This window comes from Pseudomonas wuhanensis (assembly GCF_030687395.1).
In the GTDB taxonomy this organism is placed as follows: domain Bacteria; phylum Pseudomonadota; class Gammaproteobacteria; order Pseudomonadales; family Pseudomonadaceae; genus Aquipseudomonas; species Aquipseudomonas wuhanensis.
In genome coordinates, this window is sequence record NZ_CP117430.1 from 2,153,616 (window position 1) to 2,166,904 (window position 13,289).

The 13,289-nt window shown below is 56.9% G+C and carries 18 protein-coding genes and 1 pseudogene; 5 read left to right on the forward strand and 14 right to left on the reverse strand.

Annotated elements, in window-relative coordinates:
* Positions 1 to 6: 6 nt before the first annotated feature.
* From PSH88_RS10030 to PSH88_RS10085, 12 genes and pseudogenes are all read right to left on the reverse strand, one after another.
* Entirely contained in the window at positions 7 to 468 is a 462-nt protein-coding gene (locus PSH88_RS10030) for a phage virion morphogenesis protein (RefSeq protein ID WP_305426075.1), read from the reverse strand.
* The gene (locus PSH88_RS10035) at positions 461 to 940 is read right to left on the reverse strand and encodes a phage tail protein (RefSeq protein ID WP_305426077.1); all 480 of its coding nucleotides are present in this window, start codon (positions 938 to 940) and stop codon (positions 461 to 463) included. The genes PSH88_RS10030 and PSH88_RS10035 overlap by 8 nt, the downstream gene beginning before the upstream one ends.
* Positions 937 to 1,122, reverse strand: a pseudogene (lysC, locus tag PSH88_RS10040) (Rz1-like lysis system protein LysC); the annotation flags it as partial. The gene PSH88_RS10035 and the pseudogene lysC, both read right to left, overlap by 4 nt.
* Positions 1,037 to 1,480 (reverse strand): Rz-like lysis system protein LysB, encoded by a 444-nt coding sequence (lysB, locus tag PSH88_RS10045; RefSeq protein WP_305426078.1) that lies wholly within the window; start codon positions 1,478 to 1,480, stop codon positions 1,037 to 1,039. The pseudogene lysC and the gene lysB, both read right to left, overlap by 86 nt.
* Positions 1,477 to 1,683 carry a hypothetical protein gene (locus PSH88_RS10050; protein WP_305426079.1) on the reverse strand — a complete coding sequence of 69 codons (207 nt, stop codon included), beginning with the start codon at positions 1,681 to 1,683 and terminating at the stop codon, positions 1,477 to 1,479. Before PSH88_RS10050 ends, lysB begins: the two co-directional genes overlap by 4 nt.
* Positions 1,680 to 2,522, reverse strand: a complete 843-nt coding sequence (locus PSH88_RS10055; protein WP_305426080.1) for an N-acetylmuramidase family protein — start codon at positions 2,520 to 2,522, stop codon at positions 1,680 to 1,682. The genes PSH88_RS10050 and PSH88_RS10055 overlap by 4 nt, the downstream gene beginning before the upstream one ends.
* Positions 2,519 to 2,842, reverse strand: coding sequence for a phage holin, lambda family (locus tag PSH88_RS10060; protein WP_305426081.1), 324 nt, complete (start codon positions 2,840 to 2,842; stop codon positions 2,519 to 2,521). Before PSH88_RS10060 ends, PSH88_RS10055 begins: the two co-directional genes overlap by 4 nt.
* A 45-nt stretch (positions 2,843 to 2,887) precedes the next feature.
* The gene (locus PSH88_RS10065; protein WP_305426082.1) at positions 2,888 to 3,100 is read right to left on the reverse strand and encodes a tail protein X; all 213 of its coding nucleotides are present in this window, start codon (positions 3,098 to 3,100) and stop codon (positions 2,888 to 2,890) included.
* Complete coding sequence (locus PSH88_RS10070; RefSeq protein WP_305426083.1) at positions 3,100 to 3,561, reverse strand: head completion/stabilization protein; 462 nt, start codon at positions 3,559 to 3,561, stop codon at positions 3,100 to 3,102. The genes PSH88_RS10065 and PSH88_RS10070 overlap by 1 nt, the downstream gene beginning before the upstream one ends.
* Positions 3,562 to 3,665: 104 nt before the next feature.
* A complete protein-coding gene (locus tag PSH88_RS10075; protein ID WP_305426084.1) occupies positions 3,666 to 4,364 on the reverse strand; it encodes a phage terminase small subunit in 699 nt (232 codons plus the stop codon).
* Between the two features lie 10 nt (positions 4,365 to 4,374).
* Positions 4,375 to 5,385 (reverse strand): phage major capsid protein, P2 family, encoded by a 1,011-nt coding sequence (locus PSH88_RS10080; RefSeq protein ID WP_305426085.1) that lies wholly within the window; start codon positions 5,383 to 5,385, stop codon positions 4,375 to 4,377.
* Between the two features lie 42 nt (positions 5,386 to 5,427).
* Positions 5,428 to 6,258, reverse strand: coding sequence for a GPO family capsid scaffolding protein (locus tag PSH88_RS10085; RefSeq protein WP_305426086.1), 831 nt, complete (start codon positions 6,256 to 6,258; stop codon positions 5,428 to 5,430).
* Between the two features lie 155 nt (positions 6,259 to 6,413).
* Between PSH88_RS10085 and PSH88_RS10090 the strand changes: the two genes are divergently transcribed.
* Both PSH88_RS10090 and PSH88_RS10095 read left to right on the forward strand, forming a co-directional pair.
* A complete protein-coding gene (locus PSH88_RS10090; RefSeq protein WP_305426087.1) occupies positions 6,414 to 8,171 on the forward strand; it encodes a terminase ATPase subunit family protein in 1,758 nt (585 codons plus the stop codon).
* Positions 8,171 to 9,196, forward strand: a complete 1,026-nt coding sequence (locus PSH88_RS10095; protein ID WP_305426089.1) for a phage portal protein — start codon at positions 8,171 to 8,173, stop codon at positions 9,194 to 9,196. Before PSH88_RS10090 ends, PSH88_RS10095 begins: the two co-directional genes overlap by 1 nt.
* A gap of 58 nt (positions 9,197 to 9,254) precedes the next feature.
* Here PSH88_RS10095 and PSH88_RS10100 read toward each other — a convergent pair whose 3' ends face one another.
* Together PSH88_RS10100 and PSH88_RS10105 are read right to left on the reverse strand one after the other, a co-directional pair.
* Positions 9,255 to 10,241 carry a HEPN domain-containing protein gene (locus PSH88_RS10100; RefSeq protein WP_305426091.1) on the reverse strand — a complete coding sequence of 329 codons (987 nt, stop codon included), beginning with the start codon at positions 10,239 to 10,241 and terminating at the stop codon, positions 9,255 to 9,257.
* Positions 10,238 to 10,771 carry a hypothetical protein gene (locus PSH88_RS10105; RefSeq protein ID WP_305426092.1) on the reverse strand — a complete coding sequence of 178 codons (534 nt, stop codon included), beginning with the start codon at positions 10,769 to 10,771 and terminating at the stop codon, positions 10,238 to 10,240. The genes PSH88_RS10100 and PSH88_RS10105 overlap by 4 nt, the downstream gene beginning before the upstream one ends.
* A 1,343-nt stretch (positions 10,772 to 12,114) precedes the next feature.
* On the opposite strand from PSH88_RS10105, the gene PSH88_RS10110 reads away from it, so the two are divergent.
* The 3 genes from PSH88_RS10110 (at position 12,115) to PSH88_RS10120 (ending at position 13,211) form a co-directional block, all read left to right on the forward strand.
* A complete protein-coding gene (locus PSH88_RS10110; protein ID WP_305426093.1) occupies positions 12,115 to 12,297 on the forward strand; it encodes a hypothetical protein in 183 nt (60 codons plus the stop codon).
* A gap of 177 nt (positions 12,298 to 12,474) precedes the next feature.
* Positions 12,475 to 12,795, forward strand: coding sequence for a YbjQ family protein (locus PSH88_RS10115; RefSeq protein WP_305426094.1), 321 nt, complete (start codon positions 12,475 to 12,477; stop codon positions 12,793 to 12,795).
* A 221-nt stretch (positions 12,796 to 13,016) separates the two neighbouring features.
* Complete coding sequence (locus PSH88_RS10120; RefSeq protein WP_008072999.1) at positions 13,017 to 13,211, forward strand: hypothetical protein; 195 nt, start codon at positions 13,017 to 13,019, stop codon at positions 13,209 to 13,211.
* The last annotated feature ends 78 nt before the right edge of the window (positions 13,212 to 13,289 follow it).

A 13,289-nucleotide genomic window follows, 5' to 3' on the forward strand; every position in this document is an offset into this window, starting at 1 on the left:
GGGATGCTATTTATTAGTTAAGTGAAGCAGAAGGCCGTCGCGGATCAAGTCAAGATCCGCTTCGGTAAACCCTAAAACCTCCCGTTGATCGTACTTTATGTCTGGGGCACCACGCTCCGCACGATCTTTCATGCCGTACTGATGCACTCGGGCGATGCGCGCAATGCGGCCAGTGAAACCGACACTGATGGCGGTGCCATCGCTCTGGACTTTGAGAAAGCTAGCCGTGCGTAGCTTTTTAAACATCTGAACCTTCCGCTTCACCCGTCCCTGTTTACCGCGCAGATTGCGCTGCTTGCGCGGGGTGTACTTGCTGCCATCCGGGTTACGCTGGGCGTTCACTCGTTGCTGCTGGCTGCGACGCAATGTCTGACCGAGGCTTCGAGCAAGTCTGTTGCGTGATGCAGGCTCCAGCTGCCCGAGCAAACCGGCCGCCCAATCCTCCAGCGCTTCCAGTCTGTTAGTCATTCGGGACTACCCATTCACTACCTGTGCCCTGGTCGCCGGGAATCCAACTCGGATCGAGAAACGCCGCGACTCGCTGAGGTTCACCAGGGTGTCTGAAGGTGGTTTTGCCTTCGGCGTCTTTACCTACGACCACGCGTTCAGTTAGCGGCAAGGTCAGACTGAGGTCCACCTTGCTGTTGTCGAGAATGTCGGCTTCGAACTGGATACCGGCGGCGGACTTGTTCAGGTTTTCCAGCAGCTCGGATTGATGAACGCTGATCCAGCCGAGCAGGGGCAACATGACGTTGTCGGGGTGGCCGGCGAAGTCGGTGAGGATGACTTGCAGGTCGAAGCTGTATTCGAACGAGAGGCTGGCCGCAGCAGTGCAACGGACTTTGCCGTTATCGATAAAGATCAGCAGCCGCTCGGGGTTGTGTTTGAGTTCGGCAACGGTGGCCAACAGGTGGGCGCGCAGGCTTTCGGGTTTGTTCATGGGTTGGCCTGTTGATGCTGGTAGACCATGTCGACCTGACCCGCGCATTCCGCCCAGGCAGCCTCGACTCGGTCCTGGTCGTTGAGTTGGTCGCCGTTACTGCGCGGACTGGTCGCCGGCAGAGTGCAGGGCACTACGGCCGGACAACCACTGACGATAAGCGTCGGCGCCGGTGAGGGTGGGCCGCTCGCGCAGCCGACGAGCAGCATCAGGCAAAGGCTGACCAGCCCAGTCGCGTAGTTCGGCATTTTCACGTTTCAGAGCCTCAATGGTGAGTTCGCGTTTTGCCAGGCCTTGGCGCAGCTGGTCCTGTTGGGTACGCAGGCTGGCCTGTGCGTCTCGTTCCTGTTGCAGGGTGTTTTGCAACGCGCTGGCGTTGGCGAGGTAACGCCTAGCTTCTTCCCGGGCGGTGTTGGCGTCCTTGGTTGCCAGCTCTGTGTTCTTGTCAGCAACGGTGACACGCAGTTCCTGGCTCCAGATCAACAACGTCAGAGCACCGAGCAGGGCCATGCCATACAGGGCCTGACGCAGGGAACTCATGCGCGGTACCAGCCGAGTTTGTTCATGGCGTCGACTTCCAGCTGCTGCACCGGACCGCGAATGATGATGACCTTGCGACCAGGCATCTGGATGTGTAGCGCGTCGCACAGCAGTTCCATGTCGTGCGGGTCGCTGTCTTCTGGCACCACCAGCAGATCGCCGTCCTGCACGTTCAATCGTTGCACCGCGTCGAAGTCGATCATGCTGCCACCGCCTGACCACATCCGCAGTCGTCGTGTCGTTCGTAGGCGCGTTGGAGTTTGATGTCGTACAGGTTCCGCTGGTAGGCCGGCCCGTTGTAGAGCTTGGCGAACTCGACCCATTTGCGTCCCTTCAGTGTCTTGTGCAACGCCGGATCGGTTTCGATAAAGCGAACGAAGGCATCGAACTGCTGCGACTCGCCCGCACTCATCGCCACGACGAAATCCTGCACGCTGGCGTAGCCGAGGCGCTTCCAATGGAAGCCCATGATCTGGAACGCGCCCCAGGAAGCGGACTCCAGCGCGGCGGTGTCATCAATCAGGCGAGCGGTGGTCAGGCGTTGGTGTTCTGCGGTACCGCCAGCATAACCGCCCGCTTTCGGATTGACGATGGCTGGGTAGGTACTGGCGAGCTGGTCAGCGTGGCGTTTGAGTTCAGCGGTGTCATCGCCTTCGTTTCGAACCTTCGAAAGCTGGCGGTACATGATGTGGCGTTCGAATAGGATCACCGGCTTGCCGTTGTCGAGGAAACCCTTGCCCTTCGATTCGACTTCGTTGACTGCGTATACGCTGGCCAGAGGAACGTCGAGACGTTGCGCGGCGTTGACCAGGTCGGTGTTCTTCAGCAGTTGCTGGCAGTCATAGCCGGCGAGTGCTGCCTGCGTCTTATTGCCGGCGACACCATCAGCAACTAGGCCGACCTTGAGCTGATAAGCCCGTACGGCTGCCTCGGTGACGTCACCGTAATCGCCATCGACGGTTAGCGTTGCACCGTAATTGTTGAGATTTTTTTGAAGGGCGCGCACCGCTTGCGAGCGGTCACCGTGGCGAAGTGTATTCATAGCTGCTCTACCTTGCGGGTGAAAAACTTCCTTGCCGCAGCGCGTGTGCCTTCGACGCCCAGCAAGCCGATCACACCGCCGAAAAATGGCGCAGTCGATGCGGGAATACCCAGCAGTGACAAACCATGGCTGGCGGCAAGTGCTAAGGCGCCGCAAAGCGGGGCCTCGATTGCCATGCGGCGTAAAGTGCCACCGCCGTACATGATCCGAAGGGCCGCGATGATCAGAGCCAGGATGCCGGCGTAGAGGGTCGGCCAGTTTTGTTCGAGCCAGGCGGCGAGCCAGGCCCAGGTATCGGGACGTTCAGGCATGTGTTTCATTCCATGGTCCAGTGTGGGTGGTTTCAAGGACGCGGTACGGGTGAGTCAGTCCCATAGGTTCACCATCTGCCGCTGTGGGGCGGTGGTTTGGGCTTCGGGCATTTGAACCGCCAGGCCATGGGGCAGCACCGGGCCGTGATCAGCCAGGCCAGGGTTCGCGTCGAGTACGGCTTCGGTCACGCCAGCGGTACGGCCGTAGTGACGCCAGCAGAGCGCGTCGACGGTGTCGTTTTGCTGGGCGCGAAGGGTCACTGCCATCAGATCAACTCCACCGTGGTACGGCCGAGGCCGAGAAAGTCGCGCACCGCCCAGCGCTGGTCGCGGCGCAATTCGTCGATGCTGGGATTGAGCTCGTCAGCGTTCTGGTTGCCGCTGTTGGTGGTGTCATAGGAGCGGTAGCGCTCGCAGATTTCCGCCCCAGTCGCGGCGTAGATAGCTCGCTGGTAGAGGTGGACGAACTGCGACACGTCTTTGACCTGTTCGGCCGGGACGTCGGCAAGGGTGGTGTAACCCTCGGTTTGTTTGGTACGACGCCACTCGGCGAGCTCGCGGTTGACGCTGATGGCGGCGGCAATGGTCGCGGTTTCCAGGCGGATTAGGGTGACGCTCGAATCAATCCTCAGCGTGCCGCGCACGTCATCCAGATCGATCGATGGCCAGAAAGGGTCGGTGTTTATGTGGCCGGTGGGGGCCGTGCCGCCCGCTACGAATCCGCTCATGGAACTGCGCTCTGTTGTAGGTCGCCGGTGGTCGGGGCTTCACGTTCAGGAGGAGCGGCCTGATCGATCCGCCCCGAGCCGGCGGGGTGCGTGGGGACGCTCGGTTAGCCGCCTGGGGCGGTGAATTTTTTGAGCAGGCGTTCGGCCCGCTCCAGATCCTTTTTGCCACCGCAGGCATCGTGCAGCTCGATGGCCTTCTTCAGCAGGTCGATGCCGGCTTGCACTTGACCCGGTTGGCCGGGCTGTTCTTCGGTGACGCCTTCCAGCGTCGCGCGGCCGGTGGCCAGGAATAGCTTGGCGCGGGCCTGGTCGGGCATGTCTTCGGCGTCGGTCAGCTCGGCGGTGCGGTATAGGATGGCCAGGTCGAACGGTTCGCCGACCTTCTGTGCCTTGAATGCGGCGGTCGCTACTTCCTCCGCGACCAGGCAACCCAAGGTTCGGGCGAAGCGGTCGGGCATGACCATCTTGTGCTTCAGCACGTACTGGGCAATGTCGAGGCCACCGGTGAAGTCGCCGGCATCGAAGCGCCAGACCATGACGGTGGTCAGTACTTCGTCCTGGGCACCTTGACCGGCCTCCAGTACACCTTGCACGTAGGGCACGTAATCCGGCAGCAATTGGCGTTTGAGTTCGGCCTTGCCTTGGTTCGACTGCACCTGTTTCAGGCGCAGGCGGTCTTGCAGCAACTGATTGAGCTGATGCTCGTAGGCGGTGGCGCCGGCCATGGTCTGGGTGGGTTCGGCTGCTGCCGCCTCGATGGCAGCAGTGACCCGTTGAAAGTGACGGCGGCAGGGGTTGGTCATGGTCGGCCCCTTACGACGCGATTTCGATGTTTTCAGCGAGCGAGGCACATTCCAGATCCTCGATCACGTAGGCATCGTTGACCGACTCGTAATTCTCGATGCGGTCACGTTTGGCGTTGTCGAGGACGGTGCGGCGGCGGCTGCCTTCCTGCCAGTAGATGGACAGGTTTTCCAGCTTGGTGACCAGCAGTCCGCGAGCCGGGAAGTACGGCACGCGCACCGCCGGCAGGTTGCCCAGACGTTTCTGGCTGGTGACGATGTCAGCGGCCAGCATCTCGGTCGGGGCGTTGTCCTTGTTGATGATCGGGAAATACTTGTCAGCCAGCAGCTGGCGACCGCAGATCACCACCAGGTCAGGGTCTTCCTGATACCAAGGGGCAATGAACTCTTCGACCATGCTGAAGACCAGTGCGTCGAGGTTGGTGAAGTCCTTGCCGGCGCCGATGGTGATTTTGTTCGAGCCTTCGACGACTTCCTTCATTACCCGGGCGGCGTTCTCGGTGCGCATCTTTTGCAGCCAGCCGACGTTGACGTCCTGGCGTAGCGGGTTGGTTGCCGGGTTGGAGGTGGCGGCGCGACTGATACCGTTCCAGCCGATCAGGATGCGGTCCAGCGCTTGGCGCTTGAGGATCGCGTCACGGATGCGCGCCTGAAAGTCCGGGAACTTGGCCCAGGCATCCAGCTTGCTGTAACGCAGATGGGTGTCGAAGTTGGTCTGGGAACAGAAGTAACCCCGATCATCGAGGGTGGTGATGTCGGTGGTTTCGCGGTCTTTCTGGGTGGTGTCGGTGGTCCCTGCGTTCGGTCCGCCGATGCCCATGCCGATCTTTTCGCCCATCTGTTCGGTCACACCGTAGATGTTGATCGCGCTGAGGAACTGACTGGATTCCTGCATGCGGGTTTCCAGCGTTTGGGTGACGCTTGGGGCGGTGGCGAACTTGGTGGTGACGTTGGGCACGCTGTGCAGCTTGGCCAACTGGCCCAAGTAAGCGTTGAAGAGGTTGCGGGTATCGTTGCGCATGGATGTCGTCCTTCGTTATTCGGGGCTGGGGTGGGCCGGCTGTTAGCAGTCGGTCATTACCTGGTTGTCGCCACCGGTAACCGGAGGGCGCTTCGTTTGGCTGTGGTCTTGGGTGGTGGAGAGCTTGTCCTTCAGTTCGGTGAAGTCCTTGCTCAGCTGATCCAGTCGGGTTTGCAGGCCCGTGGAGAATTTTTTCTCGGCGGCCAGTTGCTCGGGCAGATCCTTGACGTGCTCAGCCACGGCTTCGACGGCTTCGCTGATCTGGGCGAACTCGGTGTCGTCCTTGGCTTGTTTGCCTTTGAGCAGGGTTTGCACCTTGCTGAAGAGCTGGGCACCGATGCCGGGCTTCTCTTCGATTTCCTCGAACGTCAGCTCGGTCTCGACCGCCTCGGTGAACATCGAGGTCGCGGAATAGTGGCGATCCTTGAACGGGCTGGCGTCAGGTTTCTGGGCTGAGAACGCCAGGACATCGGTGCCCAGGCTGGCTGGGGAATCCGTTACCCCCAGGCCGACGATGTAAGCCTCACCGGTGTCGGCGAAGCTGTCGTCGATTTCAATCGAGGTGTAGACCTTCTGCTTGGCCTTGTTCATGGCGATCAGGTCGGGCGTCGGTTCAATCTGGGCGAACAGAGCCAGCTTCTTCTGGCCATTGATGTCCACCTCTTCGGTCTTCACCGCGAGCACGTCACCGTAGGCCTTGAACGGACTGTCCGGCAGCACACTGCGGTAGTGCTCCAGCCAGATGCGGGCACCGTAGGTGGACGGGTTGAAGTTCTTCGCCGCCTGTTCCAACCAGTTGCGTTTGATGGTGCGCTTGTCAGAGGTAGCGCCCTCGACGGCGACGCGGAACCAGTTGCTGCGGAATTTCTTCATGCCGGGAATCCTCAATGCGTTGGGCGCTAAGTGCGTTGCAATGAGGGGCATGGTCGTGACGCGCGCGAGTTGCGGCAACGAGGCGGGACTGTAGGGGAGGGAGGTACAAGGGGCGGTGCTATTGAGTCGCAGGCATGGGCGGCAGCATCGCGGCCATGACTACGACCGCACTGCTGCCCATCGATCCCCGCCGCCAATCCAAGTTCCTGTACTGGATGGGGTGGCGTATCTGCGAGATTGCCGAGGCTACGGGCGAAAAGGAAAAAACGCTACACAGCTGGAAGGCCCGTGACGAGTGGGATCGGGCGGACAACGTCGAGCGCATCGGCGGGGCGTTGGAAGCGCGATTGGTGCAGCTGATCCTCAAGGATGGCAAGACCAGCGGCGACTTCAAGGAAATTGACCTGCTGCACCGGCAATTGGAGCGGCAGGCCCGAATACAGCGCTTTCAGGGGGGCGGTACCGAAACTGACCTCAACCCGAACTTGGCGAAACGTAACGCCGAGCCGAAGAAAAAGGCCGTCAAAAACGAAATTGATGAAGACCAGATCGAGCTGCTGCGCGAGGCGTTCATCGATGGCTGTTTCGACTACCAGAAAGACTGGTACCGGGCCGGCAACCAGCGCACCCGCGTCATCCTCAAGAGCCGGCAGATCGGCGCCACTTACTACTTCGCCCGCGAGGCGTTCATCGACGCCCTGGACACCGGACGTAACCAGATTTTCCTGTCGGCTTCGAAGAACCAGGCCTACCTGTTTCGGGGCTACATTCAGGCGTTTTGCCGCGAGGTGATCGGTGTCGAGCTGACCGGTGACCCCATCGTGCTGCCCAACGGCGCCGAGTTGTTTTTCCTCGGCACCAACGCCCGCACTGCCCAGGGTTACCACGGCAATTTCTACTTCGACGAATTCTTCTGGACGTTCAAGTTCGAGGAGCTGAACAAGGTCGCCTCGGGTATGGCGATGCACAAGAAGTGGCGCAAGACCTACTTCTCGACGCCGTCGAGCATGGCCCATGAGGCGTACACCTTCTGGACCGGCGAGCGCTTCAACAAGGGCAAGCCCGCCGCACAGCATACGAAGGTGGACGTGTCCCACGGAGCGCTCCAGCAGGGCCGGTTCTGTGAGGATCGGTTGTGGCGGCAGATCGTCACGATCCTCGACGCGGAGCGGGGCGGGTGCGACCTGTTCGACATCGAGGAACTGCGCCGCGAGTACAGCCCCGAGGCGTTCGCCAACCTGCTGATGTGCGAGTTCGTCGACGACGGCGCGAGCATCTTCCCGCTGACTCTGTTGCAGTCCTGCATGGTGGACAGCTGGGTCGAATGGGCTGAGGACTACAAGCCGTTCGCCATGCGCCCGTTCGGCGACCGTCAGGTCTGGATTGGTTACGACCCGGCCGAGACGGGCGACTGTTCCGGCCTGGTGGTGGTCGCGCCGCCCCTGGTGCCAGGCGGCAAGTTCCGGATTCTTGAGCGCCACCAGTTCCGGGGCATGGACTTCGCCGCGCAGGCTGCGTTCATCAAGAGCGTCTGCGACCGCTACTGGGTGACTTATATCGGCATTGATGTCACCGGTTTGGGCAGTGGCGTGGCCCAGCTGGTGCGCCAATTCTTCCCGGCGGTGACCACCTTCAGCTACTCGCCCGAAGTCAAAACCCGCCTGGTACTCAAAGCCTATGACGTAATCCACAAGGGCCGGCTCGAATTCGATGCCGGCTGGACGGACATGGCCCAGTCGTTGATGGCGATACGCAAGACGGTCACCGCCGGTGGACGCCAATACACCTACACCGCTGGGCGCAACGACAACACCGGCCATGCCGACCTGGCCTGGGCGCTCTTTCACGCATTGCACAACGAACCGCTTGAGGGGCAGACCGCTGCCAACACCGGACGCATGGAGATTTACTGATGACCGAACAACTCGCCAACCAGACGCTGCTGCCTGCGACCACACCCGCCACCGGCGCTGGGACTCAGGTGTTTTCCTTCGGTGAGCCGACGCCGGTACTGGGTGGCCGGGAGGTGTTTGATTACCTGGAGTGCTGGTTCAACGGGCGCTGGTATGAGCCGCCGTTGTCTCTGGATGGCCTGGCCCGGTCGGTGGGGGCGAGCGTGCATCTGCATTCGGGGTTGATGTTCAAGCGCAACCTATTGAGCAAGACGTTTATTCCGCATCCGCTGTTGTCGCGGGCTTCATTCGAGCAGTTTGCCCTGGACTTTTTGTGTTTGGGGAATGGGTACCTGGAAGCGCGGCGGTCGGTGCTGGGTAACACTCGGCAGCTGGTGCCGCCGCTGGCCAAGTACATGCGCGCCGGGCCGGACGGGCAGTTTTACCAGGTGCGCGGGTGGAAGGATGAACACGTCTTTGAGCCGGACAGTATTTTTCACTTGCGTGAGGCCGATCTGCATCAAGAGATTTACGGGCTGCCCGAGTGGATCAGTGCGTTGCAGTCGGCGTTGTTGAATGAGTCGGCGACGTTGTTTCGGCGCAAGTATTACGAGAACGGTAGTCATGCTGGTTTCATTCTGTACATGACGGATGCGGCTCAGACCGAGGCCGACATCGATGCGTTGCGCAAGGCGCTGAAGGAGTCGAAGGGGCCGGGGAATTTTCGGAATCTATTCGTCTACTCGCCGACTGGGAAGAAGGACGGCATTCAACTGATTCCCGTCAGTGAGGTCGCGGCGAAGGATGAATTCAACTCGATCAAGAATCAGACCAGGGATGACGTGCTGGCGAGCCTACGCATTCCGCCGCAGTTGATGGGGATTGTCCCGCAGAACGCTGGAGGATTTGGGTCGATCAGGGAGGCAGCCCAGATCTATGCGGCCAATGAGTTGGAGCCGATTCAGACGCGAATGTTGCAGCTGAATGATTGGGTAGGGGGTGAGGTAATTCGGTTTAAGCCCTACGAAATCGGCGGGGAGGCATAACCCCCCCTGCGCAATAAGCGAGGCGACGAGCTGGCACGTCAACACCAGCTCGATGTCACTAATAACTCATGGGGTGATCTAGAGAGTAAATAATATTATTATGGATGTCGTTTATTAAGTTTGCATTGGTTTCAAATAATGGGACTGCATATTCTTTGAAGTCGGACAATGAATCTATGTTGCTAAGAAGTCCTTGCATTACCCCAGCTTGACACCTGCTAACAGCATAAGTCATTACCGAGCTAAATAGCTCAAGTTTTTCTTTTGTAAAATCTACGCTTCGAAAGCCTGAGTGCACGGAATCGTTCCGGAAGTCGCGAATTTCTTTAACTACCTCAATAAGTTTTTTTTGCCAGTATTTATATCTGTCGTGATTTTCTAGATTGATTTTTACTGTGGGAGATATAAGTCCTAACTGTTGACCATTGGGGAAGCCCAAAAAAAGGCGAATATAGCTCTCGACGCAGTTATCGGTTTCGTCCGCCTTCAGTAATGCCTCCAAGGCGAACCATAAAAATATGATCTTCAGCTGCGGGTTTGTCTCATTTTTGCTATTTCTTGTCCAGTGAAGAGAGCGCCTGTAACGGTTGCTTAGCTCATTTTTAAGCGACAGTAAAAAATTAGTGATATCAAAACATTGTATGGCGCCGTGCCGCACAACAAAAGAAAGGGATTGCTGAAAGCCGGATCTTTTAATAGGTGTTATTTCGCCCGAAGCCAAATCCTTTACTAGGCCGATTCGCGATGTCTTTATAGCGGATACCGCAAACTCAGTCGACTTGAAGTCGAGAACTTCAAGAAATTTGTTGTCGGCGATATGGACAGCTTCACTATTCGTCTCGCAGTCCACTATCGTAGCAATCCTCGCACATATTTTGTGCTTGTTAAAATCCAGCCCACCTTCAGACGCAGATGTTTCAAATGCATCAGTTTCGAGTTTGGTATCAGCCGAGTAAGATCGAAGCTCGACACTCCCATAGTTCATGGTGGACGGAAGCGTGATACTTCTATCGTCCAGAATTTTGACAACCAAGAAGCTAGTCATTTGTACCTCTGGAGAGTGTGTATCAATCTTGTAATAACTATTTGCTTGAACCAGTTGCTCACGGGAGGTGATAACGCTAAGCGGTTCTTAACTAGATATCTCGCTAAAGATTCTGCTACTACATAGCTTTGTCGCTCGATACATGTTTCAAGAACTGCTGAAAAATGGTCGTTGTTCAAGCGTTTTTCAAGAAGCTCGCAGCTTACAGTCTCGCAAGCAGGGATATTGTTTTGTGATTGGTAATAGCGTAACTGGAACCATAGCACCTCGTTAATATCCGATGCCGAGTCAGTTAGAAGTTGGTCGTACTTCAAAACCCAATCATTATCAAAGGTGGCAATTGCAATCGTGTAGCCCAATCGTATTGTCTTGTCATGATGGGGGCTTATTTTGCATAGCTCTAAGAAAAAGTGTTTGGCTTCAAGGATTCTGCCGCGCTTAACTAGATCAGTAACGTAATCTGTAAGACGCTTAGGGTACTTCCGACTGTTAGTGGGTGTTGCCCTATAGTTTTTTTCAATATCTTCCAAAACGCGAAACTCCTTTCTCAGCGCATCACCACGTTAATAATCTTGTCTCATCTTCGCTGCCTGCCGCGCCTGCATCTCGCGTCCACAGGCTGGTCCTTATCATTTGTAGCGAATACGGATCCATTCGCGAGCTTTCGTTCTTACCTTGCCAGTTTGGTCGTATCGCTGCGGCTTATCAAATATCGCCCCAGAGTACATCTATAGCCTGCCATGACACTGCGACTGTCCCTGAGTTTGATCCATGTTGCTGGCAGGGCGGATTCAGCCGTTCGACGGTAAGCCTACCTGGTGTGGACACGTGCCCTAACGTAATGCGCGAGAGGGGCGGGGCTGATTCTGCCCCGGCGCGCGCCGTCGTCCCCCCACCTCGCCTGCGGGCTAAATGGATCTTTTTTTCTGCACTCCTGCGGTCCACTGGACATCACTAAGGCTGGGCGCCTAGTTCGCAATTTGGGGGGGGTGGAATCCTGCGGAACCCTGCGAGGGTAGGGGCGGTGGCCGAATGGTCTGGGAGCGGAATGTGGGCTTTTTCAGGAAAGGCGTCGGAAAAAGGTAATTTTGTAATGTGGGGCTGGTGACACGGCTGAAAGCCACGGATTCACTGGTTTTGACGGATTACTCAATTAGGTTATTTTTAGTAATGCGTCAGGTAATTTTCTCGTAAGTCATTGATTTATAAGGATGTAGCCGTGGTTAAAGATTACCTTTAAGAAGAGTAATTACATTACCTTAAAATTACTTGGATCTTACCTTTTCGCTTTCCTCTCAAAGCCTTTAAAACCAAGGCTTGTAGCCAATCATCAGGCTTGCCTTACCAAAATTACTCCTTTCCGATGGTTCACCCAAAAAACACATCAAGCCTTATATGCCGGGGCGTCTTCAGTCGCACATACAGATCCATGGGAACGCCATGGGAATACTTGCGCGCTAACTATCGCCGCGAAACCCTTATAAACCGGGGCCTGATTTGTCGAAAACCGCGATCGGGTGCTTTCGAATCTCTCCTTCACCGCCACATTCGATACACACAAAACCCCTGATTTCGAGAGAAGTCAGGGGTTTTGTGGTTTTTGGTGTCTGGATTTTTCAATCTGGCTGCCGCTGGCTCAGGCGCATCAGCAAAGACGCGTCCGAAAATGATGTAGGACAAGTGCTAGGCGTGTGGGAAGTAATGCTGGAAAGCTAGGCAGGTAGGTGCTTCCATAGGTTTCAGCAGTTCATATGAGCCATCTCGGGAAGGGTATTTGTTTTGCGCCTCTAGGGTGCAAAATGAATCAAAGGGCAGCGCAAATGACGCCCCCATTATCCGGAACGGACGTACGCACGTTATGCAGGAAATGACCATGAAACAGGCAGAGCTGGAAAGGGTTCATGTGGAGATCGTCAAACTGATCGCTGAACAGCGCAAGCTGAACGCCGAGGCCGGCAAGATGACCCGTGAGACTTTTTGGTATCCAGTGGCCATTGCTAGTGGGTTGATTGGTACGGTAGCTACCATTACTGCGGTGTTGATCAAGCTGTTCTAATACTTCAGGCACCAGTCCCAACCGGGAGGCTTCTGCATATTTGTCGTCGAGTCGCCAAATCCGAACCGCTATTCAGGGCGACGTCCAGACAATACGCTCCCGCTCTATATACTCAATTCTCGCGCCGTTTTCCCCGTCGTTTCACCCTATCGACGACAGCTCTGACAAGGACATTTCATGATCACCACCACAACACACACCATCGAAGGTCGGCAAATCACCGCTTACCTGGACATCGTCAGCGCCGAGTCGGTACAGGGCGTAAACGTGATCCGCGATCTGTTCGCGGGCATGCGGGACTTTTTCGGCGGGCGCTCTCAAACGTTGGAGCGAGCATTGAAAGATGCGCGAATTCAGGCCACCGACGAGATCAGGGAGCGGGCGCGGGGGCTTCAGGCGGATGCAGTGGTAGGGCTCGATTATGAGATCAGCATGCCGTCCGGCAAGGGTGGAATGGTAGTGGTGTTTGTGACCGGAACGGCGGTCAAACTGAGGTAAGTTGGCGTCAAAAAAATCTTGAGGGCACCGTGCCGAGGGCGTGCGCGTTCTGTTTATTCGCCATCTGGTTTTGTAGGAAGCAAGCGCTGGCCATTCGTCGGGCACGTAACAATCTGAATCACAAGTCCAGGAATGACCGGCTAGTCTCAAAATCCTGGGTGGTCGATATTTTCCAGGCAAATAGGGCTTGCCGGTATCGACCCGTTGAGAGGAGCGAAGATATGACTGAGCCGTATATCGAAGACGACGGGGCGGAGTTTCCAATCAATAATTGCGTGCAGTGTGGTCAGACGGACTATGTGCCGAGCTTCGGTGAAGACCGTATCAAGATCAACAAAATCAAATCTACAGTGCCTCGAACTCGAGGGCCGAAGTCGAAATTCATGCCCAAGCTGGGTGCGCCTTCCAGGAAGTAAACAGTGATTCGTCGAGCCCCGCCATTGAGCGGGGTTTCTTGCTTTTGAAGGGTAGAAAGCGTGGCTTGGCGGCAATGC